This window comes from Bradyrhizobium sp. USDA 327 (genome assembly GCF_041262065.1).
GTDB classification, from domain to species: Bacteria; Pseudomonadota; Alphaproteobacteria; order Rhizobiales; family Xanthobacteraceae; genus Bradyrhizobium; species Bradyrhizobium liaoningense.
Genome location: NZ_JBGCCW010000001.1, coordinates 4781270 through 4804026, shown reverse-complemented (window position 1 = coordinate 4804026; position 22757 = coordinate 4781270). Strand labels below are relative to the sequence as shown.

21 protein-coding genes and 2 pseudogenes are annotated in these 22757 nt (G+C 65.5%); all 23 read left to right on the top strand.

The genetic code is table 11. The annotated features are described in order from the left end of the window. Window positions 1–35: 35 nt before the first annotated feature. Window positions 36–219, top strand: a pseudogene (locus ABIA42_RS22555) (hypothetical protein); the annotation flags it as partial. 45 nt (window positions 220–264) lie between these two features. Continuing rightward, complete coding sequence (locus tag ABIA42_RS22550) at window positions 265–1584, top strand: DUF3422 domain-containing protein (RefSeq protein ID WP_370121049.1); 1320 nt, start codon at window positions 265–267, stop codon at window positions 1582–1584. A 67-nt stretch (window positions 1585–1651) separates the two neighbouring features. After that, window positions 1652–2669 (top strand): annotated as a pseudogene (locus ABIA42_RS22545) (HupU protein). Next, the gene (locus tag ABIA42_RS22540; protein WP_370121052.1) at window positions 2666–4105 is read left to right on the top strand and encodes a nickel-dependent hydrogenase large subunit; all 1440 of its coding nucleotides are present in this window, start codon (window positions 2666–2668) and stop codon (window positions 4103–4105) included. Before ABIA42_RS22545 ends, ABIA42_RS22540 begins: the two are co-directional and overlap by 4 nt. A 198-nt stretch (window positions 4106–4303) precedes the next feature. Beyond that, window positions 4304–5395, top strand: coding sequence for a hydrogenase small subunit (locus ABIA42_RS22535; RefSeq protein ID WP_370121055.1), 1092 nt, complete (start codon window positions 4304–4306; stop codon window positions 5393–5395). 29 nt (window positions 5396–5424) lie between these two features. Continuing rightward, window positions 5425–7215 (top strand): nickel-dependent hydrogenase large subunit, encoded by a 1791-nt coding sequence (locus tag ABIA42_RS22530; protein ID WP_370121058.1) that lies wholly within the window; start codon window positions 5425–5427, stop codon window positions 7213–7215. A 9-nt stretch (window positions 7216–7224) separates the two neighbouring features. Next, window positions 7225–7968: a Ni/Fe-hydrogenase, b-type cytochrome subunit gene (gene cybH, locus ABIA42_RS22525; protein ID WP_271533616.1), complete on the top strand. Its 744-nt coding sequence runs from the start codon at window positions 7225–7227 to the stop codon at window positions 7966–7968. A 17-nt stretch (window positions 7969–7985) separates the two neighbouring features. Next, window positions 7986–8564: a HyaD/HybD family hydrogenase maturation endopeptidase gene (locus ABIA42_RS22520; RefSeq protein ID WP_370121064.1), complete on the top strand. Its 579-nt coding sequence runs from the start codon at window positions 7986–7988 to the stop codon at window positions 8562–8564. 25 nt (window positions 8565–8589) lie between these two features. Further along, on the top strand, window positions 8590–8886 hold the full coding sequence (locus ABIA42_RS22515) for a HypC/HybG/HupF family hydrogenase formation chaperone (RefSeq protein ID WP_370121067.1): 297 nt from the start codon (window positions 8590–8592) through the stop codon (window positions 8884–8886). Between the two features lie 276 nt (window positions 8887–9162). Continuing rightward, window positions 9163–9609 (top strand): hydrogenase accessory protein, encoded by a 447-nt coding sequence (locus tag ABIA42_RS22510; RefSeq protein ID WP_370121070.1) that lies wholly within the window; start codon window positions 9163–9165, stop codon window positions 9607–9609. Further along, window positions 9606–10469, top strand: a complete 864-nt coding sequence (locus ABIA42_RS22505) for a hydrogenase expression/formation C-terminal domain-containing protein (protein ID WP_370121073.1) — start codon at window positions 9606–9608, stop codon at window positions 10467–10469. The genes ABIA42_RS22510 and ABIA42_RS22505 overlap by 4 nt, the downstream gene beginning before the upstream one ends. Next, entirely contained in the window at window positions 10466–10675 is a 210-nt protein-coding gene (locus ABIA42_RS22500; RefSeq protein WP_271533607.1) for a rubredoxin, read from the top strand. Before ABIA42_RS22505 ends, ABIA42_RS22500 begins: the two co-directional genes overlap by 4 nt. Beyond that, a complete protein-coding gene (hybE, locus tag ABIA42_RS22495) occupies window positions 10672–11199 on the top strand; it encodes a [NiFe]-hydrogenase assembly chaperone HybE (RefSeq protein WP_370121076.1) in 528 nt (175 codons plus the stop codon). The genes ABIA42_RS22500 and hybE overlap by 4 nt, the downstream gene beginning before the upstream one ends. Next, window positions 11196–12290, top strand: a complete 1095-nt coding sequence (locus ABIA42_RS22490) for a nickel-dependent hydrogenase large subunit (RefSeq protein ID WP_370121079.1) — start codon at window positions 11196–11198, stop codon at window positions 12288–12290. The genes hybE and ABIA42_RS22490 overlap by 4 nt, the downstream gene beginning before the upstream one ends. Beyond that, entirely contained in the window at window positions 12283–12624 is a 342-nt protein-coding gene (hypA, locus tag ABIA42_RS22485) for a hydrogenase maturation nickel metallochaperone HypA (protein ID WP_275199142.1), read from the top strand. Before ABIA42_RS22490 ends, hypA begins: the two co-directional genes overlap by 8 nt. Further along, on the top strand, window positions 12624–13547 hold the full coding sequence (hypB, locus tag ABIA42_RS22480) for a hydrogenase nickel incorporation protein HypB (protein WP_271533603.1): 924 nt from the start codon (window positions 12624–12626) through the stop codon (window positions 13545–13547). Before hypA ends, hypB begins: the two co-directional genes overlap by 1 nt. A gap of 2 nt (window positions 13548–13549) precedes the next feature. Further along, on the top strand, window positions 13550–15802 hold the full coding sequence (gene hypF / locus ABIA42_RS22475; RefSeq protein WP_370121083.1) for a carbamoyltransferase HypF: 2253 nt from the start codon (window positions 13550–13552) through the stop codon (window positions 15800–15802). Then, window positions 15802–16038, top strand: coding sequence for a HypC/HybG/HupF family hydrogenase formation chaperone (locus ABIA42_RS22470; protein ID WP_370121086.1), 237 nt, complete (start codon window positions 15802–15804; stop codon window positions 16036–16038). Before hypF ends, ABIA42_RS22470 begins: the two co-directional genes overlap by 1 nt. Then, entirely contained in the window at window positions 16035–17180 is a 1146-nt protein-coding gene (hypD, locus tag ABIA42_RS22465) for a hydrogenase formation protein HypD (RefSeq protein WP_370157168.1), read from the top strand. The genes ABIA42_RS22470 and hypD overlap by 4 nt, the downstream gene beginning before the upstream one ends. Continuing rightward, window positions 17177–18217, top strand: a complete 1041-nt coding sequence (gene hypE, locus ABIA42_RS22460; protein WP_370121092.1) for a hydrogenase expression/formation protein HypE — start codon at window positions 17177–17179, stop codon at window positions 18215–18217. The genes hypD and hypE overlap by 4 nt, the downstream gene beginning before the upstream one ends. A gap of 8 nt (window positions 18218–18225) precedes the next feature. After that, window positions 18226–19926, top strand: coding sequence for a hydrogenase maturation protein (locus ABIA42_RS22455; protein WP_370121093.1), 1701 nt, complete (start codon window positions 18226–18228; stop codon window positions 19924–19926). Beyond that, window positions 19923–21380, top strand: a complete 1458-nt coding sequence (locus ABIA42_RS22450; protein WP_370121095.1) for a sigma-54-dependent transcriptional regulator — start codon at window positions 19923–19925, stop codon at window positions 21378–21380. Before ABIA42_RS22455 ends, ABIA42_RS22450 begins: the two co-directional genes overlap by 4 nt. After that, the gene (locus ABIA42_RS22445) at window positions 21355–22722 is read left to right on the top strand and encodes a sensor histidine kinase (RefSeq protein ID WP_370121097.1); all 1368 of its coding nucleotides are present in this window, start codon (window positions 21355–21357) and stop codon (window positions 22720–22722) included. The genes ABIA42_RS22450 and ABIA42_RS22445 overlap by 26 nt, the downstream gene beginning before the upstream one ends. Window positions 22723–22757: the final 35 nt, after the last annotated feature.

Here is a 22757-nt window from a genome sequence, read left to right as displayed (position 1 = left end):
GAACGGTCCATTGGCGAGCCTGCCGACGCAGACCACCCGGCAACTACATTCCGAATGCCCGCCGATGGTGGCCTCGGCCGGCATGCGCTCGGCGAGAAGACCGGCTGGTCCGGATCCTTGCGTTGGCGCTATCTGGCCTCGAGCCCGCTGACCGAAGACAATGCGTTCCGTTCATCCGCGACCAGAGCCTTCAACGGGTGCGTCGGCTACCGCGCCGACTTCCAGGAGAAATAAGCCGTGCAGCGAAAAGCAGATAGTTCGTCGATGAGCTCTGGTCTGGACCTCGCCTGCTTTCAGTTGCATCCGCAGCGGGGCACGGTGTTGGGTGAAGTCCATGCGCGCCCGTTCACCCGGCTAACCGGACCGCTCGCCGTGCTGCGCTTTGCATTTCTCAGCCAGGGCGATACGGCTACCGCTGATCGGCGGAGCTTTGCCTCCTTTTGCGCCGCACATGGACTGACAGCGCCGGATGCATCTGCAAAACACCATCACGTGACGGTCGGCGCCGTCACTTTGCGCTGGGAGCAACATTCCGAGTTCACGACCTTCACCTGGATCAGAAATCATGCGGGCGCCTCGCGTCCGTTTGGTGATGTGGATGACGAGCTTGCTGCGCTGATCGGGTCGCTTCCTCAGGCCGGACAATTGCTGGTCGCACTCAAACTCGAGGTCGAGGAGACATCTGCCGCGGTTGAACGCGCCGAACAGCTGTTCGAGAAAGGCAGCCTGGCCATGGTCAACGTTCGGAGCGGCCAGGCTGTGGTTGCTTCCGACTTCCGCGTGGACGAGCAGGGCTTCGTGCGCATCCTGGTCTGCAACAACGGTCTGTCTTCAGGCCGTCTGGGCGCCCTGGTGCAGCGCGTGCTTGAGATCGAGACCTATCGCACGCTGGCGCTGCTCGGTTTGCCGGCTGCGCTTGCGCTCGCACCATCTGCGGATCACATCGGGCGACGGCTGGTCGAGGTGCTCGAGGAGATGCAGGGCGCAGCAGACTTCAAGCTCAACAATCATCTGTTGACCGAGCTGACTGCGCTCGCCGCCTCGCTCGAGCGCGGCGCCGCCGGCAGTCTCTTCAGATTTGGGGCCAGCCGGGCCTATTACGATATCGTGCAGGCTCGGCTCGGGGTGGTCGAAGGCGGTGAGATCGCGGGCTATCCGACCTGGTCGTCATTTCTCGCCCGCCGGATGGCGCCGGCGATGCGGACCTGCGCCGCTCTGGAGGAGCGCCAGGCCAATTTGTCGATCAAGCTTGCGCGCGCCGCCGACCTGCTGCGCACCCGCGTCGACGTCGAACTGGAGGAGCAGAACCGCGACCTCTTGCGCGCGATGAACGAGCGTACCAAGCTGCAGCTGCGCCTGCAAAGCACGGTCGAGGGGCTGTCGGTGGCGGCGATCGGCTATTACGTTGTCAGCCTGTTCGGCTATCTTGCCAAGGGCGCGCATGACGGCGGCGTGCATGTCGAGCCGTCGCTCGCGACTGCGCTCTTCGTGCCGGTCGCCATCGGCGTCACCTGGATTGTCACGCACCGGATTCGCCGGCGGCACTTGAAGCATGACGGTGGGACGTCGGCTAGGCAAGATTGAGTTACTTCAAGCCAAGGCCGTGCTCGTGTGCTACGAGGGGCCGATGCCTGGAGGCTGAGGAGGAGCCATGAGCGGATCGGACGGAATGACCAACGTGCTCTGGCTGCAAGGCGCCAGTTGCGGCGGCTGCACGATGTCGATCCTCGAAAGCGGTGCGTCGGGCTGGTTCGACGAGCTCCGGCAGTTCGGCATCAACTTGCTATGGCATCCGTCGGTCAGTGAAGAGACCGGCGAGGAGGCGGTCGAGGTGCTGCAGTCCGTGCTCGACGGCAAGGTGCGGCTCGACCTGCTCCTGCTGGAAGGATCAGTGGCGCGGGGACCGAACGACACCGGCCGCTTCAACATGCTCGCGGGCACCAACCGTTCGGTCTATCGCTGGATGCTCGATCTTGCGCCGCGCGCCGACTATGTGATCGCGGTCGGAAGCTGTGCGGCCTATGGCGGCGTGCCGGCCGCCGGATCGAACCCGACCGATGCGGTCGGCCTGCAATTCGAAGGGTCCGACAGCGGCGGTGCGCTGGGCGCGGGCTTCCGCTCGCGGCTCGGTCTTCCCGTCATCAACGTCGCGGGCTGCGCGCCGCATCCGGGCTGGATGATGGAAACCATCCTGGCGCTGACCACCAAGGACCTCGCCGCCACCGACCTCGATTCCTACGGGCGGCCCAAATTCGTCGCCAATCACCTTGCCCATTCACGGCTGCTCGCGCAACGAGTTCTACGAGTTCAAGGCCAGCGCCGAGACCATGTCGGAGCGTGGCTGCCTCATGGAGCATCTCGGCTGCAAGGCGACGCAGGCGGTGGGCGACTGCAACCAGCGCTCCTGGAACGGCGGCGGATCCTGCACCAAGGGCGGCTATGCCTGCATCGCCTGCACGTCGCCGGGCTTCGAAGGAGCGCAGAACTTCCTGGAGACCGCCAAGCTCGCGGGCATTCCGGTCGGGCTTCCGACCGACATGCCGAAGGCGTGGTTCGTCGCGCTCGCCGCGTTGTCGAAGTCCGCGACGCCGCGCCGCGTGCGGCTGAACGCGACCGCCGACCATGTGGTTGTGCCGCCGGGGCGCGCGACGACGAAGGGCAAGCCATGACGCGGATCACGATCGGTCCGTTCAACCGCGTCGAGGGCGATCTCGAAGTCCGCCTCGATGTCGAGAGCGGCCGCGTCGTGCGCGCCGAGGTGACGGCGCCGCTCTACCGAGGTTTCGAGCAGATCCTGGAGGGACGGCCGCCGCTTGATGCGCTGGCGCTGGCACCGCGGATCTGCGGCATCTGTTCGGTCTCGCAATCGGTCGCGGCTGCCGCCGCGCTGCGCGCCGCCATGTCGATCGAGGCGGCGCCCAACGGGCTGCTCGCCACCAACATTGCCCATGCCGCGGAGAACGCGGCCGACCATCTGACCCATTTCTACATCTTCTTCATGCCGGACTTTGCCCGCGAGGCCTATGCCGCCCATGGCTGGCACGAGGAGGCGCGCGAGCGCTTTGCCGCCACCCGCGGCAGCGCGGCGCGCGATGCCTTGCCGGCGCGGGCGCGGCTGCTCGAGACCATGGGCATCATTGCCGGAAAATGGCCGCACAGCCTGGCGTTCCAGCCCGGCGGCACCACGCGCGCTATCGATCTCGGCGAGCGGATCCGGCTCTTGTCGATTACGACGGCGTTCCGAGCCTTCCTGGAGCGCATTGTCTTCGCGGATTCGCTGGAGAACGTGCTGGCGATCGCAACCGCCGACGAACTGGACGGCTGGCGCGACGGCCGTGGCGGCGACTTCGCGCATTTCCTGCGGCTGGCGGACAGTCTGGCATTGACCGGGCTCGGCCGGGGGGCGGGGCTGATGATGAGCTACGGCGCCTATCATGGCGTCGACGGCGAGTTGTTTCCGCGCGGCCTGTTCGGCCCGCGCGCAATCGTCGAACCCCTGCCGCTGACGCAAATCACCGAGGACGTCTCGCATGCCTGGATGCGGAATTCCTCCGCGGATCCGGCCCATAGCAGCACAGTCCCGGATCCCGACAAGCCGGCGGCCTACAGCTGGTGCAAGGCGCCACGGCTGTCGGGCCAGCCGATCGAGGTCGGCGCGATCGCGCGGCAGACGGTGGCGGGCCAGGCGCTGATCACGGATCTGGTCGCGCGGGACGGCACCAACGTGCGCAGCCGCGTGATCGCGCGGCTGATCGAGACCGCGCGCATCGCGCTTGCCATGGAGCAGTGGACGCGCGCGCTGCGGCTGTCGGAGCCGTTCTGCCACAATTCGCGCGAACTCCCCGACGGAAGCTGTGTCGGGTTGGTCGAGGCCGCCCGCGGCAGTCTCGGGCACTGGATGGCGGTGCGCGACGGCAAGATCGAGCGCTACCAGATCATCGCGCCGACCACCTGGAATTTCTCGCCGCGCGATTCCTTCGACGTCGGCGGCCCGCTGGAGCAGGCGCTGGTCGGCACCGATGTCGGCGAGGCCGGGCCGCGTGCGGTTGCGATCCAGCATATCGTGCGCTCGTTCGATCCCTGCATGGTGTGCACCGCGCATTGACCGGAAACTTCGTTGCCGGCTGCAAATCGAATTGTTTCCGCTTCTCGTGCTGGCAGCGTCCTCGCGTACCGTTCTTGAAGGTGGTTCAAATCCGCAACATTCTGGAATCTCTCCAGTTTTGAATCGCTCCAGGTTGTTGGCCTGCTTCTTGCTGTCCTTTGCGTCATCGAAAAGTCAAAGCCGAAGGCGGGAGGATTCATGGGCGCGGCGACGGAAACGTTCTACAGCGTGATCAGGCGGCAAGGCATCACGCGTCGGAGCTTTCATAAATTCTGCAGCCTGACGGCGACGAGCCTCGGCCTCGGACCGCTGGCGGCGAGCCGCATCGCGAACGCGCTCGAGACCAAGCCGCGCCTGCCCGTGATCTGGATGCACGGCCTCGAATGCACCTGCTGTTCGGAGAGCTTCATCCGCTCCGCGCATCCGCTGGTCAAGGATGCGGTGCTGTCGATGATCTCGCTCGACTACGACGACACCATCATGGCGGCTGCGGGCCACCAGGCCGAAGCCATCCTCGAGGAGACCCGCGTCAAGCACAAAGGCCAGTATATTCTCGCAGTGGAAGGCAATCCGCCGCTGAACGAAGGCGGGATGTTCTGCATCGACGGCGGCAAGCCGTTCGTCGAGAAGCTGAAGATGATGGCCGAGGACGCGATGGCGATCATCGCCTGGGGCGCCTGCGCCTCCTGGGGCTGCGTGCAGGCGGCAAAGCCCAATCCGACGCAGGCAACTCCGATCGACAAGGTGATCACCAACAAGCCCATCATCAAGGTGCCGGGATGCCCCCCGATCGCCGAGGTGATGACCGGCGTCGTCACCTTCATCACCACCTTCGGCAAGCTGCCCGAGCTCGATCGCCAGGGCCGGCCGAAGATGTTCTACTCGCAGCGCATTCATGACAAGTGCTACCGGCGCCCGCATTTCGACGCGGGGCAGTTCGTCGAGGAGTGGGACGACGAGTCCGCGCGCAAGGGCTATTGCCTCTACAAAATGGGCTGCAAGGGGCCGACCACCTACAACGCCTGCTCGACCGTGCGCTGGAACGGCGGCGTGTCCTTCCCGATCCAGTCGGGTCACGGCTGCATCGGCTGCTCGGAGGACGGCTTCTGGGACAAGGGCTCGTTCTACGATCGTCTCACCAACATCAAGCAGTTCGGCATCGAGAAGAACGCCGATCAGATCGGCATGGTGGCGGCCGGCGCCGTCGGCGCCGCGGTGGCTGCGCATGCGGCTGTGACCGCCGTCAAGCGGCTGGCGACCAAGCGCGAAGACGCCGACCACAATAGCTGATCGAAAAGACACGGCAGGGCAGGACAATCATGGGTATCCAGACTCCCAACGGCTTCAATCTCGACAATTCCGGCAAGCGCATCGTCGTGGACCCGGTGACCCGTATCGAAGGTCACATGCGGGTCGAGGTCAACGTCGACGCCGACAACGTCATCCGCAACGCGGTCTCTACTGGCACGATGTGGCGCGGCATCGAGGTGATCCTGAAGAACCGCGATCCGCGCGACGCCTGGGCGTTCACCGAACGGATCTGCGGCGTCTGCACCGGCACGCACGCGCTGACCTCGGTGCGCGCGGTCGAGAACGCGCTCGGGATCACCATCCCGGAGAACGCCAATTCGATCCGCAACCTGATGCAGCTTGCCCTTCAGGTGCACGACCACGTCGTCCATTTCTATCACCTTCACGCGCTGGACTGGGTCGACGTCGTTTCCGCGCTCTCGGCCGATCCGCGGGCGACCTCGACGCTGGCGCAGTCGATCTCGAGCTGGCCGCTGTCGTCGCCCGGCTACTTCAAGGATCTGCAGACCCGGCTGAAGAAGTTCGTCGAGTCCGGACAGCTCGGTCCGTTCAAGAATGGCTATTGGGGCAGCAAGGCCTACAGGCTGCCGCCCGAAGCCAATCTGATGGCGGTGGCGCATTATCTGGAGGCGCTCGATTTCCAGAAGGAGATCGTCAAGGTTCACACCATCTTCGGCGGCAAGAACCCGCATCCCAACTGGCTGGTCGGCGGCGTGCCCTGTCCGATCAACGTCGACGGCACCGGCGCTGTCGGCGCCATCAACATGGAACGGCTGAACCTGATCTCCTCGATCATCGACCGTCTGATCGAGTTCAACGAAATGGTCTATCTGCCCGACGTGGCGGCGATCGGCTCATTCTACAAGGATTGGCTCTATGGCGGCGGCCTCTCCGGCAAAAGCGTGCTCGCCTATGGCGACGTGCCCGAACACGCCAACGACTATTCCGCCAAGAGTCTGAAGCTGCCGCGCGGGGCCATCATCAACGGCAATCTCTCGGAAGTATTTCCGGTCGATCTCGCCAATCCCGACGAGATCCAGGAGTTCGTGGTGCACTCCTGGTACAAATATCCCGACGAGACCAAGGGACTTCATCCCTGGGACGGTGTCACCGAGCCGAATTACGTGCTGGGACCCAACGCGAAGGGCACCAAGACGGCGATCGAGCAGCTCGACGAAGGCGGCAAGTACTCCTGGATCAAGGCGCCGCGCTGGCGCGGTCACGCCATGGAGGTCGGCCCGCTGGCGCGCTGGGTCGTCGGCTACGCGCAGAACAAGGCGGAGTTCAAGGATCCCGTCGACAAGTTCCTTCGGGATCTGAACCTGCCGATGTCGGCGCTGTTCTCGACGCTCGGCCGCACGGCGGCGCGTGCGCTCGAATCCGTCTGGGCCGGACGCCAGATGCGCTACTTCCAGGACAAGCTCGTCGCCAACATCAAGGCCGGCGACAGCTCGACCGCCAATGTCGACAAGTGGAAGCCGGAGAGCTGGCCGAAGGAGGCCAAGGGAGTCGGCTTCACCGAGGCGCCGCGCGGCGCGCTCGCGCACTGGGTCAAGATCAAGGACACCAAGATCGACAACTACCAGTGCGTGGTGCCCACGACCTGGAACGGCTCGCCGCGCGACCCCAAGGGAAACATCGGCGCCTTCGAAGCGTCGCTGATGAACACGCCGATGGTCAATCCCGAGCAGCCGCTGGAGATCCTGCGCACCATCCATTCCTTCGATCCGTGCCTGGCCTGTTCGACGCATGTCATGAGCCCGGACGGCCAGGAACTCGCCAAGGTCAAGGTCAGGTAGGAGAGGATCATGATGGATGCAGTTGCTCCCGCCTCGGACGCCAGGCCCGACCTCGCGGCGATCGCAGCCGATGCTTCCGGAGAACGAGCGGTGGGTCGTCCCACCGTCTATGTCTATGAGGCTCCGGTGCGGATCTGTCACTGGGTGAACGCGTTCTCGATCATCGTGCTCATGGTGACCGGCTATCTGATCGGAACGCCGTTGCCGACGGTCGCGGGCGAGGCGTCCGATAATTTCGTGATGGGCTACATCCGCTTCGCCCATTTCGCTGCGGGACAGGTGCTCGCGGTATTCTTCCTCACGCGCATCCTGTGGGCCTTCGTCGGCAACCACCATTCCCGGCAGATCTTCTATATCCCGGTTCACCGCAAGCAGTTCTGGAAGGAAGTGCTGCACGAAATCCGCTGGTACGCGTTCCTGGAGCGCGAGCCCAAGATGTATGTCGGCCACAATCCGCTGGCGCAGACCGCGATGTTCACCGGTTTCACGCTGTTCGTGGCCTTCATGATCGTCACCGGCTTTGCACTATATTCGGAAGGGCAGGGCATCGACAGCTGGCAGCACAAGCTGTTCGGCTGGGTATTTGCGATCTGGCCGAATAGCCAGGATGTTCATACCTGGCATCACCTCGGCATGTGGGCGCTGGTCGTGTTCGTGATGGTGCACATCTACGCCGCGATCCGCGAGGACATCATGTCGCGCCAGAGCATCATCTCCTCGATGATCTCGGGCGAACGGCAATTCCGCGACTGAGACGAGAACGCCAAGTGATGCCGACATTCTCACATGACGATCGCATCCTGGTGCTCGGCATCGGCAATATCTTGTGGGCCGACGAAGGCTTTGGCGTGCGCGCGGTGGAGGAGTTTCACCGCCGCTACGCCGTGCCGGACAATGTCACCATCCTCGATGGCGGCACGCAGGGGCTCTATCTCGTCAACTATCTGGAAGAGGCGGACCGCCTGATCGTGTTCGACGCGATCGACTATGGCCTCGAGCCCGGCCAGTTGAAGCTTGTGCGTGACGACGAGGTGCCGCGTTTCACCGGCGCCAAGAAGATGAGCCTGCACCAGACCGGCTTCCAGGAAGTGATCAGCGCGGCCGACCTGCTCGGCCGGTGCCCGAAACATCTGGTGCTGATCGGCTGCCAGCCGCTCGATCTCGAGGACTGGGGCGGGCCGCTGACGCCGCCGGTGCGCGACCAGATCGCGCCGGCGATCAATCTCGCTTGCGCTATCCTGGCCGAATGGGGCGTCACGTTGAGCCAACGCGCCGAGCCATTGGCGGATACCGAGCGGCTGCTCGCCAATGACATCGATCATCTCCATTACGAGACGCGGCCGGCCTGATCGGCCACTGCCGGAGCTTTTGTCCATGTGCCTCGGCCTGCCCATGACGATTGTCGAGACCGACGGAATCTCGGCGCTGTGCGCCTATCGCGGCGAGCAACGCCGGGTCTCTGTGCTGCTGCTTTCGAATCCGCCGGTCGGCGCCAAGGTGCTGGTCTATATCGACACCGCGATCCGGCTGCTGGACGAGGACGAGGCGCGCCTCATCGCGAATGCGATCGAAGGCCTCAGCGCGGCGCTCGACGGCGAGGATTGCGACCGCTTCTTCGCCGACCTCATCGACCGCGAGCCGCAACTACCGGAGCACCTCCGGTCCAGCTAGCAGCGCCGCCGCATCTCCCGATGAATGCATTGACGACACAAGTGACCGGCCGGCCCCGGCGGCCGCTGTGCGCCTGGAAGGTCGATTTCTACCTGCAAAGCTGGCTATCACCAGGGATGAAAAGTATCTTTTCATAGAAGCTTGGCTGACAGTCGATGCCAGAAAATAGATGATATAGATCAATTGGATAAATCCGGACAGGTGATAACCGATCCTGGCACGTGCCTTGCTAACCTCTAGTTCGAGCAAAAACACAAGCTTGTCAGGGGAGGTTCGATGGAATTCCAGGTGGGAAAGCATGATCCGGCGCGGAGTGGCCTGCCCGAGGTCGATGCTGCGACGGTCGATCATTTCCTTGGCGGAGCGGACGAGGCCGGTGCGGTCGCGGTGCTGCTGTCGGCGGGCGATCCCAACCGCTTTCCGGAGGCAATCGATGTCGCCGTGGTGCTGCCCGAACTTATCGTAGCGTTCGGCAATCGGCTGCGCGGTGCGATCATCGCGCGCAGCGACGAGAGCGCGCTCGGCCAGCGTTTCGGCGTGCGCGTGCAGCCGACGCTGATCTTCGTCGCCAAGGGCGAGACGCTCGGACTGATCGCCAAGATCCAGGACTGGTCGGTCTATGTCGACCGCATCACCAAGCTGATCGATCGGCCGCGCGGGCAATGCGCCGCAGTCGCCGTCACCATCGTTCCCCAGCATCGCGCACAAGGGGTCGGGCTGTGAAGGCCGGCTTCTGGGATGCGCCCGAAGGCGCCGAGCAACCGGTCAACGTGTTTCCGATCGGCGAAGAGAGTCTCAATGCAGCGAAGGGCAGCCTGACGGCGGCCGGCGCGCTGGCAAAGCTTGCAACGCTCGACAGTGCAGAGCTTGCAAAGAACTGCCCGAATGCGGTCGCGTTGCTCTCGCAAATCGCGGGTGCCATTGAAGGCCAGAAGGCGGACGCGCCGACGCAATTGTTCCGGCTCGCCAATCTCAACGATCTCGAGAGCAAGCTGTTGGCCGACGTGCTCGGCGAAGGCGAGGTCGCCGGCGTCGTCGCGCTGCCGGACGGATCGCTGGCGCAGATCCAGGAATCGGTGCTGGCGGGAATCTGGCGTGTGCGGCTCGAGACCGACGCCGCTTCCGAATATCTCGAGATCGGGGCGATCCCGGAGATCGTCAGGCGCGCGGCGGCCGATCTGACATCCGCCGATTTCGAGATCGGGCAGGCGCCGGAGGGCGCGATGAACGTGCTGCCGGTGCTCGCCGAGATCCGCGAGCGGGCACAGGCCTGGCGGCCCGGTCTTCGCTCCCAGATCATCAATTTCACGCTGCTGCCGATGAGCCCGGTCGACATGAGCTTCCTGCAGGACACGATCCGGAACGGACCGATTCAGCTCGTGTCGCGCGGCTACGGCACCTGCCGGGTGCTCTCCACCGGCATCCGCAATGTCTGGTCGGTGCAGTTCTTCAACGCCATGGACACCATCATTCTCGATACGCTCGAAGTCGGCGGCGTGCCGACGGTTGCGCTGGCAGCAGACGAGGATTTCGAGGATTCCGCCGAGCGGCTGCAGGAAATCATCGAGGCCTACTTCAAATGAGCGCCTTCGAGAATTTTGGCGTGCGCCAGGACGTCACTGAGGCCACGCGGCTGGAATGCGGCATCTGCTGGACCGTCTACGATCCGGCGGATGGCGATGAGGTAGCGCAGATCGCGCCGGGCACGCCGTTCGCGGCGCTGCCGGAGGAGTGGCGCTGCCCGAACTGCGACGCGCCAAAATCCAAGTTCATGGCGATCGAAACATGACCGGCAGCGCGCCAGCGAGTACATCAGGTCCTGCCGGCGGCGCCGACGCGGCGGCATGGGGCGAGCTTCTGGCCGCAAGCTATCGGGAGATCGGCGAGCGCGCGATGCGCGATCTGCCCATCTACAACGATGCGCTCGGCGTTGATGCGGTCGGTTTCCGCCCCTACGACGGCACGATCGTCGGCATCATGGTCACGCCGTGGTTCATGAACGTGGTGATGGCGGCGGGCGCGGTGGCGCCGGCCACCTCGGGCGCGACCCTGCGAATGCGTTTTCCCGCTGGCGATATCGAATTCACCCTCAGCGAGGTCGCCCCGATCGGCCGGATCGCGAGCTGCTCGCTGTTCTCGCCGATGTTCCAGTTTGCCGACATGGACGCCGCGCGAGCGACGGCCGAAGCCGCGCTTGCCGAATTGATGCTGCCGGCGGACAGCGAGGAGGCGGTTCGCCGCCGCGAGCCCGCGACAAGCCCGATCGATCGGCGTAACTTTCTGCGGGGTGCCTTGACGGAGCGGCGCGGATGAGCCTCTCGTTCCGCAACGAGATCGATATCACGGTGCTGTTGTCCGGCGCCATGATCGCCGACGTCGCGATCAAGCCGCGCAGCCGGCCGCCGCTGACGCGGCTGTTTGCGGGAAAGCCCGCCGCTTCGCTGCTTCCCGTGCTGCCGCGTCTGTTCTCGCTGTGCTCGGTCGCCCATCACGTGGCGTTCCAGTCGGCGGTGGAAGCCGCACAAGGGCGGCAGGCGTCTCCCGCAACAGTGCGGCGCCGCGTCACCGCAGTCGTCGTCGAGCGGCTGACCGAACTGCTGCGCGGCCTCTTCGTCGGACGGCTCGCGCTCGACGGCACAAACGCGCCGGCGGTGCGCGCCGCAATGCAGGCAGGCGCGCTGCTCGGCCGCGCGGATGAGGCCGTCCCACCGGCCTTGCATCGCGACGCGGTGGTGCAGATCAAGGCCGCGCTCGGCGCGATGGGAATCGCCGGCGAAGAAGACGAGACGCTCGCGCCGGGCAGCGCGCTCGCCGCCTCCGTCGCGGGATGCAATGGTAAGCTGGTGTCACAGCCGGAGGCCGAACCGTCCTTCCTGACGGTGGCGGACGATCCAGACATCGTCACGCGTCTGCTGGCGGACGGTGCGGCTTATGCCGATGCGCCGGACCTCCGCGGCCGGATTCCGGAAACCGGCGTCTGGGCGCGCAGGGCGCGCCGTGAAGCGGTCTCGCCGGCGGAAGCTGGGCCCGCCGCGCGTCTGAAGGCGCGGGTTGCCGAGGTCAAGCGGCTCTGCGCTTGGCTCGATCGTGGCGATGCGGATCTCGATGAGGGCGTCGTTGCGAGCTATCGGCTCGGCGCGGGCAAGGGGGCGGCCGCTGTCGAATGCGCACGCGGGCGCCTCCATCATGCCGTCGTGCTGGACGACGAGGATCGCATCGTCAAGTTCGAGTTCCTGGCACCGACCGAGTGGAATTTTCACGCCCGCGGACCTCTGGTCAGGAGCCTCAAGGGCGCGACGCTCGCGGCCGGCCGGCAGGGACAGGACGCGGTTCGCGCGCTGGTCGGCTCCTTCGACCCCTGCGTCGGATTCAGCCTGAATTTTCGCGAGGCCGCCCATGCATGAGATGGCGCTGTGCGAAGGCATCGTCGGTATCGTCGAGGAGGAAGCGCGCAAGCGCGCCTTCACCAAGGTGAACGTCGTCTGTCTGGAGATCGGTGCGCTGAGCCATGTCGCGCCGGAGGCGCTGAAATTCTGCTTCGAGGCCGTCGCCGCGCGGACCATCGCGCAAGGCGCGCGGCTCGAGATCGTCGAGACGCCCGGCACGGCCTGGTGCATGGCCTGTTCCAAAACCGTCGAGATCGGGCAGCGTTACGAGCCGTGCCCGTCCTGCGGCGGCTACCAATTGCAGGTGACGGGCGGCGAAGAGATGCGCGTAAGGGAATTGGAGGTCGACTGATGTGTACGGTCTGCGGCTGCGGCGACGGCAAGGCATCGATCGAACATGCGCATGATCATCATCATGATCACGGTGATGGCCATGAGCACGGCGGGCACCACCATCATCATCACCACGGTCATGGCCACGGCCATGTTCACCACCATCACCACGGTGGTGACCACGACCCAGCCCCCGATGAGGCCGGGCTGCTCGACTGCGGCGCCAATCCCGCGGGCCAGAAGATCGCCGGTATGAGCAGCGACCGCATCATCCAGGTCGAGCGCGACATCCTCGGCAAGAACGACCGGCTTGCGGCCGACAACCGCGCCCGCTTCGCGGCCGACGGCGTGCTCGCCTTCAACCTGGTCTCAAGCCCCGGCGCCGGCAAGACCTCGCTGCTGGTCCGCGCCGTGTCCGAGCTGAAGGCAAGCTTTGCGATCGGCGTGATCGAAGGCGACCAGCAGACCTCCAACGATGCCGAGCGCATTCGCGCCACCGGCGTGCCGGCGATCCAGGTCAATACCGGCAAGGGCTGTCACCTCGATGCCGCCATGGTCGGCGAGGCCTATGACCGGCTGCCCTGGCTGAACGGCGGCCTGCTCTTCATCGAGAATGTCGGCAATCTGGTCTGCCCGGCGGCGTTCGATCTCGGCGAGGCCTGCAAGATCGTGGTGTTCTCGACCACCGAGGGCGAGGACAAGCCGCTGAAATACCCCGACATGTTCGCAGCCTCGTCGCTGATGCTGATCAACAAGATCGATCTCGCGCCCGTGCTCGATTTCGATCTGGCGAAGACCATCGAATATGCGCGCCGAGTCAACCCGAAGATCGAGGTGCTGACGGTGTCGGCACGCACCGGCGAGGGGTTTCCAACGTTCTATGCCTGGATCCGCAAGCGGATGGCGGCGACGACGCCTGCCGCGATGACGGCGGCGGAGTGACGATGGGCGGCGAGGCCACAGCACGGGACGGACGGCGGCTGCGCCTGCATGTGCGCGGCGCGGTGCAGGGCGTCGGCTTTCGCCCCTATGTCTACGGTCTCGCCACGCGCTACCGCCTCGGCGGCTTCGTCGCCAACGATTCCCATGGCGTCGTCATCGAGGTCGAGGGCGAGCGCGCGTCCGATTTCGTCGCGGCGTTGCCGCTGGAAAAACCGCCGCTCGCCCGCATCGACGAGATCTCGGTGCAGCCGGTCGGGGCGGTGGCGAGCGAGGGGTTTTATATCCGCGGGAGCGAACAGGGCAGGGTGTCGACACGCATCGTCGCCGATGCCGCGACCTGCGAGGAATGCCTGCGCGAGCTGTTCGATCCAGCCAGCCGGTTCTATCGCTACCCCTTCATCAACTGCACCCATTGCGGTCCGCGCTATACCATTGCCGAGCGGCTTCCCTATGATCGAGCGGCAACGGCCATGAAACGCTTTGCCATGTGCGCGGCCTGCGCCGCCGAATATGCCGATCCGGCTAGCCGCCGTTTCCATGCCGAGGCGATTGCTTGCCCGCAATGCGGCCCGCGGCTCGGCCACGGCATTGCGGATATCGCGGCTGCGATCGCCGCGGGCCAGATCGTGGCGATCAAGGGGCTCGGCGGCTATCAACTGCTCTGCGATGCCCGCGACGATGAAGCCGTCGCGCGGCTGCGGCAACGCAAGCATCGTGACCAGAAGCCGTTCGCGGTGATGGTCGCCTCGCGCGACGACGTCGGCGGGATCGCCGACGCCAGTGCTGCAGAGCTTGCCTTGCTCGAAACGACGGCGCGGCCGATCGTGCTAATGACGTCGCACAGGCGCCTCGCGGGCGCGATCGCGCCAAAACTGTCACGGATTGGCGTCATGCTGCCCGTCGCGCCGATCCACCACCTGATCTTCGAGGTACTGAACACGGCGCATCAGCGGCCCGGCGAGAGTTGGGCGATCGTCGCCACCAGCGCCAATCCCGGCGGCGAGCCGCTTCTGATCGACAATCACGAGGCGGAGCTGCGGCTTTCCGGCATCGCCGACCTCGTCGTCACGCATGATCGCGACATCGTCACGCGTGCCGACGATTCCGTGGCCATGGTCGTTGCCTGCCGCACGCAGTTCATCCGCCGTGCCCGCGGCTACGTGCCGGAGCCGGTGCGGCTGGCGCGGACTGTGCCGCCGATCCTTGCGGTCGGCGGTGCGCTGAAGTCGACCGTGACGGTCACGCGCGACAACGAGGCCTTCGTCTCGCAGCATATCGGCGACCTCGACACCGCCGAAGGCGTCCGCTTTTTCGAGGAAACCGTCAGCCATCTGCTCTCGACCCTTGATGTCGATCCGGTCGTCGTCGCCCATGATCTGCACCCGAACATGGCCTCGACCCGCTTTGCCGAAGCGAGCGGGCGACGGCTGATCGCAGTCCAGCACCATCATGCCCATGCCGCCTCCGTGATGGTGGAGCATGGCATCGCGGGTCCTGCGTTGGCGCTGGTGCTCGATGGCTTCGGCCAGGGCAGCGACGGCAGCAATTGGGGCGGCGAACTCCTGCTGTGCGAGGGGGCGACGTTCCGGCGGGTCGGCCATCTGGCGCCGATGAAGATCCCGGGTGGAGATCGTGCCGCCCGCGAACCGTGGCGCATGGCCGCAAGCGCAATGCATGGCCTGGCCCGCGGCAACGCGATCGCGGCCCGGTTTGCCGCGCAGCCGCAGGCTGCGCGTCTCCATGCCTTGCTCGACCAGCCGGATGTGCCGGTGACGACCAGCGCCGGCCGGCTGTTCGACGCGGTGGCGGGGCTGCTGGGTCTTTGCCAGGTGCAGAGCTATGAGGGCGAAGCCGCGATGAAGCTGGAGGCGCGGGTTCGCGCGCCGCATTCCATGAAAGACGGCTGGTCAATCGAGGATGGGGTGCTGTCCCTGTTTCCGTTGCTTGCGCGCCTTGCGGCCGAGGACATCGATCCGGTCGAGGGGGCCGGGCTGTTCCATGGCACGCTCGCTGCCGCCTGCGTCGACTGGATCGGCCGAGCGGCGCGCGAGACCGGCGTCACGGCCGTCGCCCTGAGCGGCGGCTGCTTTCTCAACGCGATCCTGAGTTCCGAGATCGAGCGCGGCTGTATCGCCGCCGGTCTCTTGCCGCTGCTGCCGCGGCAAATGCCGCCCAATGACGGCGGTCTCAGCCTGGGCCAGGCCTGGATCGCCGCGCTCCGGCTCGAACAATACGGCCTGGAAGGAACAGCCTGATGTGTCTCGCGATACCTGCTGAGGTCACGAAGCTCCTGCCCGACGAGATGGCGATCGTCTCGATCGACGGCGTCAGCAAGGAGATATCGGTCGCCTTGATCGAGGACCTCGCCGTCGGCGACTACGTGATCATCCATGTCGGCTATGCCCTGACGAAGATCGATCAGGAGGAGGCAATGCGAACGCTCGAGCTGCTGCGCGAGCTCAGCGCCGAGGGGCAGGGAGCCGCGTCATGAAATATGCCGATGAGTTTCGCGACAAGGAGATCGCGCTCGGGCTCGCGAAAGCGATCCGTGCGGAAGCCGATCCGCAAAAGCCCTATCGCTTCATGGAATTCTGCGGCGGCCATACCCACGCGATCTCGCGTTACGGCCTCGAGGACATGCTGCCGAAGAACGTGCGGATGATCCACGGCCCGGGCTGTCCGGTGTGCGTGCTGCCGGCCGGACGCATCGACATGGCGATCCGGCTCGCCGAGCGGCCGGACATCATCCTGTGCGTCTATGGCGACCTGATGCGCGTTCCCGGCTCGCAGGGCGCATCGCTGTTGAAGGCGAAGGCGCGCGGCGCCGACATCCGCATGGTCTATTCCACCATCGATGTTATCCGGATCGCCGAGGACAATCCCGGGCGTGAGGTGGTGTTCTTCGCCATCGGCTTCGAGACAACGACGCCGCCGACTGCAGTCATGATCCGGCTGGCGGAAAAGAAGCAGCTCGAAAACTTCTCCGTGTTCTGCAACCACGTGCTGACGCCGCCGGCGATGCAGAACATCCTGGAAAGTCCCGACATCCGCAACATCGGCCGGGTCGAGATCGACGGTTTCGTCGGGCCGGCCCATGTCTCGACGATCATCGGCACGGCCCCTTACGAGTTCTTTGCCGAGGAGTTCGGCAAGCCCGTGGTGATCGCGGGCTTCGAGCCGCTCGACATGATGCAGGCGATCCTGATGCTGGTGCGGCAGGTCAACGAGGCGCACAGGCACGAGGTCGAGAACCAGTACAGCCGCGCGGTGAACCGCGACGGCAATCTGCGCGCCAAGGAGGAGGTCTCCGACATCTTCGAACTGCGCGATCAGTTCGAATGGCGGGGGCTCGGACAGGTCCCCTATAGCGGGCTGAAGCTGAAGCGCGCTTACGCCACATACGACGCCGAGGTGCGCTTCGACATGCACGAGCTGCGCGTCGACGACAATCCCGCGTGCGAATGCGGCGCCATCCTGCGCGGCGTGAAGAAGCCGGTCGACTGCAAGCTGTTCGGCACCGTCTGCACGCCGGAGACGCCCATGGGCTCCTGCATGGTCTCCTCCGAGGGCGCCTGCGCCGCACACTGGACTTATGGCCGCTTCCGCGACCACCAGCAAAGGCGCGCATCATGAAGGCCCACCTGCGCAAGCTCGACATCAGGAACGGCTGCGTCGACTTGTCCCACGGCTCGGGCGGCCGGGCCATGGCGCAATTGATCTCGGGTTTGTTCCACGAGGCCTTCGGCAATGAATGGTTGGCGCGCGGCAACGACCAGTCGGCATTCGACGTCGGTGCCGGGCGCATGGTGATGACGACCGACGGCTATGTGGTCTCGCCGCTGTTCTTCCCCGGCGGCAATATCGGCTCGCTTGCGGTGCACGGCACCGTCAACGATATCGCCATGGCCGGTGCACGCCCGCTCTACCTCTCCGCGAGCTTTATCATCGAGGAAGGCTTCCGCTTCGCCGACCTCAAGATGATCGCTGAATCGATGGGCGAGGCGGCGCGCACGGCCGGCGTTCACATCATCACCGGCGACACCAAGGTGGTCGAGCGCGGCAAGGCCGACGGCCTGTTCATATCGACCGCCGGCGTCGGGGTCGTGCCCCCCGGGCTCGATCTCTCGGCGGAGAATGCCCGCGTCGGCGATCGCGTCCTGATCTCGGGCACGCTCGGCGATCACGGCGTGGCGATCATGTCGAAGCGGCAGAATCTCGCCTTCGAGACCGAGATCGTCTCGGATTCGGCGGCGCTGAACAATCTCGTCGCGAAGATGGTCGAAGCCGGCGGCCGCGGCATCCGCCTGATGCGCGATCCCACCCGCGGCGGCCTTGCCGCCACGCTGAACGAGATCGCCCAGCAGTCCGACCTCGGCTTCCATCTTCGCGAGGAAGCGATCCCGGTCAAACCGGGCGTGGCGGCAGCGTGCGAGCTGCTCGGCCTCGATCCGCTCCATGTCGCCAATGAGGGCAAGCTGGTCGCGATCGTCGCGCCCGAGCTTGCCGGTGCGGTGCTGGCCGCGATGCGGGCGCATCCGCTTGGCCGCGACGCCGCCGACATCGGCGAGGCCGTGGCCGACGATCATCATTTCGTGCAGATGGCCACGAGCTTCGGCGGCGGGAGGATCATCGACTGGCTGTCGGGCGAGCAATTGCCGAGAATCTGTTAGGGCCCATCATGCGCATTCTGCTCCTGTCGCATTCCTTCAACAGCCTGACGCAGCGGCTCCATGTCGAGCTCAGGGAGCGAGGCCACGACGTCGCGGTCGAGCTCGACATCCATGCCGAGGTCACGCGCGAGAGCGTGGCGCTGCATCGGCCGGACCTTGTGATCGCGCCGTTCCTGAAGCGGGCGATTCCCGACGACGTCTGGCGCGGCGTGCGTTGTCTGGTCGTTCATCCCGGTCCGCCCGGCGACCGCGGTCCGGCGGCGCTCGACTGGGCGATTCTGGACAGTACAGGCGAGTGGGGCGTCACGGTCTTGCAGGCGGATGGCGAGTTCGACGCCGGTCCGGTCTGGGCGTTCCGCAGCTTCCCGATGCGGCGCGCAGCCAAGTCCAGCATCTACCGCAACGAGGTGACGTGCTGCGCGGTTGCGGCGGTGCTCGAAGCGGTCGCGGCGATCGAATCCGGACGGCCTGCCCCGCAGCCGATGGATGCGGACGACCCGCGCATTCGCGTGCGCGGACCTTGTCGCCAGCCGGACCGGGCGATCGACTGGCAGCACGACACCACCGCGACCGTGCTGCGCAAGATCGACAGCGCCGACGGCATGCCGGGCCTGGTCGACAGCCTGTTCTTCCAGGAGGTGAGGCTGTTCGATGCGCATGAGGCGCACAGCATCTCCGGCGTGCCCGGCACCGTCGTCGCGCAATGCGACGGCGCGCTGGCGCGCGCCACGGTCGATGGTGCGGTCTGGATCGGGCATGTCAGGAAGCTCGCGCCGAAGAGCCTGAAGCTGCCGGCGGCAAAAGTCTTCGCCGCCGAGGCGGCGCAGCTGCCGCTCCGGCCCGGCTGCGGTTACGCCCCGATCCGGTATCGCGAGCATGGCGAGGTCGGCGAGCTCGCGTTCTCCTTCTACAACGGCGCCATGGCGACCGGCGACTGCGAGGCCCTGCTCGAGGCCTATCGCGCGGCGCTGGCGCGCCCGACCAGGGTGCTGCTCCTGACCGGTGGCCCGGATTATTGGTCGAACGGCATTCATCTTGCAGAAATTGAGGCGGCCGACGGCCCCGCGGATGAGTCCTGGCGCAACATCAATGCGATCGACGATCTTGCCCGTGCGATCATCGAGACCACCGACCGCCTGGTCGTCTCGGTCATTCGCGGCAACGCGGGTGCGGGCGGCGTCTTCCTGAGTCTTGCCGCCGACGAGGTCTGGGCTAGCGACCAGATCGTCCTCAATCCGCATTACAAGGACATGGGCAATCTTTACGGCTCGGAATACTGGACCTATCTGCTGCCGCGCCGTGCGGGCGCCGCGAACGCAACCCGGATCACACAATGCCGGCTCCCGATGGGCGTGGCGGAGGCACGGCGCCTCGACATCGTCGATCGCGTGCTGTCGGGCGAGGCGCTCGCTGATGCAAGCCTCGTGAAGTTCGGCGCTGCCATGGCGTCGGATTCCGGCTTTGCCACGCGCCTCGCCGCCAAGCGGCAGCGGCGCGCCGCCGACGAGGCCGAGAAGCCGCTGCAATCCTACCGCGACGAGGAGCTGCGGCGGATGAAGCTGAATTTCTACGGCTTCGATCCGAGCTACCACGTCGCGCGCTACAATTTCATCCACAAGGTGCCGAAGTCGCGCACGCCGCTGACCATCGCTGGTCACCGGTCCCGGCGTGCGCCAGATCGGCCTGTCGGCATGGCGGTGCCATCGTGAGCATTCAGGGAACCATTCTCGTCATCGACGACGAGGTCCGTTCGCAGGAAGCGCTGCGGCGCGTGCTCAGGGAGGATTTCGAGGTACTCTGCGTCGGCAATGCGACCGATGCGGAGAAGCTGCTGGAGGGCGAGATCGTCCACGCGATCCTCTGCGACCAGCGGATGCCGCACGAGTCCGGCGTGAGCTTCCTGAAGCGCGTCCGCGAGCTCTGGCCGGATCCGGTGCGGATGATCATCTCCGGCTATTCGGAGTCCGAGGACATCATCGCAGGACTGAACGAGGCCGGCATCTATCAATACATCACCAAGCCCTGGCAGCCGGACCAACTGGTCGAAACCGTCAAGGAGGCGGTTCAGCTCTATCGGCTGCAGAAGGAGACCGAGACCGCCGGCGTCGACGTCAAGGCGACCTCGGGGCACATCAAGAAGGTCGTCTCGGTCAAGCGCGGAGTGGCCAAGCAGCTCTATGATTTCGACCGCATCGTGCATTCGACGGAAAGCCCGATGCACGCCGTGATCGAGCTCGGCAGGCGAGCCGCCGACTACGATATCTCGGTTCTGATCACCGGGGAATCCGGCACCGGCAAGGAGCTTCTGGCGCGCGCGATCCATTACGGCTCGGCGCGGGCCAACAAGGCGTTCGTGGTCGAGAATTGCGGCGCGCTGCCGGACGAGCTCTTGGAAAGCGAGCTGTTCGGTTGCAAGAAGGGCGCCTTCACCGGCGCCTATCAGGACCGCATCGGCCTGTTCGAGGTCGCCGATGGCGGCACGATCTTCCTCGACGAGATCGGCGAGACCTCGCCGGCGTTCCAGGTCAAGCTGCTGCGTGTGCTGCAGGAGAGCGAGATCCGGCCGCTCGGCGCGCAGCGCGTGCGCAAGGTCGACGTTCGCGTGGTGGCGGCGACCAATCGCGACCTGGAGGCGGAGGTCGAGGCCGGTCGCTTCAGGCGCGACCTTTACTACCGCCTCGCCGCATTCCCGGTGCACATGCCGGCGCTGCGCGAGCGCCCGATGGACATCCCGCTGATTGCGGAGGGTGTGCTGTCGGCGGTCAAGAGTTCCTTCAACCGGCCGAATCTGCGCTTTGCGCGTTCGGCCCTGGATGAATTCGGCAAATATCACTGGCCGGGCAACGTACGCGAGCTCCAGAACGAGATCCAGCGCATGGTCGTGCTCGCCGACCGGGATGAGCTGCGCGCGCCGCCGCTGCTCGGCCGCCGCAACGGGAAGCGATTCGCGCCGCCGCCGACCCACGGCAAGCTGAACGGATCGGCCTCGCTGAAAGACAAGGTGGAGGATCTCGAGAAGTCGGTTATCATGAACTGCCTGGAGAGGAACGACGGAAACATCAGCCGCGTCGCCAGCGAGCTGGGTCTCTCGCGGGTAGGGCTCAGGAACAAGCTGACCAGGTATGATCTGAGAAAAAATGCCAAAGGCGACGCATTCTCCTGAAGCGAGTGAGGCGGATTCGCTGCTCAAGCTGGTCACCAGCGGCGGTGCGATCGAGTTCGACCGCGAGCGCGAAGGCGCCTGGATCGAAGTCATCCGCAAGATGGACGAGGTCTATTCCGACCTGTTGCGCTACGAGGTCGACCTCGAGCACAAGAACGCGGAGCTCGAGGAGGCGCAGGCCTTCGTCACCAACGTCATCGAATCCGTCTCGGACATCCTGATCGTCTGCGATGCCAAGGGGATGGTGCAGCAGGTCAATTCCGCGTTCCAGCATGCGCTCGGCCGCAGCGTCGGGGACGTGGTCGGCAGGAGCATCGCCGACGTCATCGATAGCGCCGACGGCGCCAAGCTGCTGCCGCTACTGAAGCCGCGCGGCACGCCAGACGTCGTCGACGGTGAATTGAGGTTCGCGACCGACGGCGGCAGCACCGATCTGTTCGCGATCAACAGCTCGCCGCGCCACGATCATCGCGGCCGCTTTATCGGCGTGGTGCTGACGGGGCGGCCGATCGGCGAGCTGCGCCGCGCCTATGAGGCGCTGCACAAGGCCCATCACGAGTTGCAGCGCGCCCAGCGGCAACTGGTCGAGCAGGAGAAGATGGCGAGCCTCGGCCGTCTCGTCGCCGGCGTCGCGCACGAGCTGAACAATCCGATCAGCTTCGTCTACGGCAACATTCACACCTTGATCCGCTACCGCGCGGCCATCGTCGCCTATCTCGACGCGATCCACGGCAAGGGACGGGCGAGCGACCTCGCCGCACTGAAGAAGAGCCTGCGCATCGACGAGGTCATGGAGGATTTCGGCCCGCTGATCGAGGGCACCATGGAGGGGGCGGTTCGGATCAGCGAGATCGTGAAGAATCTGCGCCGACTCTCCTTCAGCAAGCTCGGCGAGGTCGAGCGTGTCAATATCGAACGTTTGATCAACACCGCGGTGCTGTGGGCCGTCCGCACCAAGCAGGTGCGCATCGACCTGCAGATGGAGCTCGAGCCGGAGCTCTGGATCTCCGGCAACGAGGGACAGTTGCACCAGGTCATCGTCAATCTCGTCGAGAACGCGATCGACGCGATGCGCGGCACCGAATTGCCGCGGCTGGTCGTCTCGGCGGCGCGCAAGGGCAACGAGATCCTGTTCCGGATTTCGGACAACGGTCCGGGAATCGACAAGGATCACATCAGCCACATCTTCGAGCCGTTCTTCACGACCAAGCGAGTCGGCGAGGGGACGGGGCTCGGCCTCTGGATCAGCTACGGCATTGTGCGCGAGCACGGCGGCGAGCTTCTCGCCGCGAATGATCCGGACGGCGGCGCGACGTTCTCTTTTGCTTTGCCGGCAGCGTAAACCGGCGCCGCCTCTTCGACACCGGTGTCTATTGC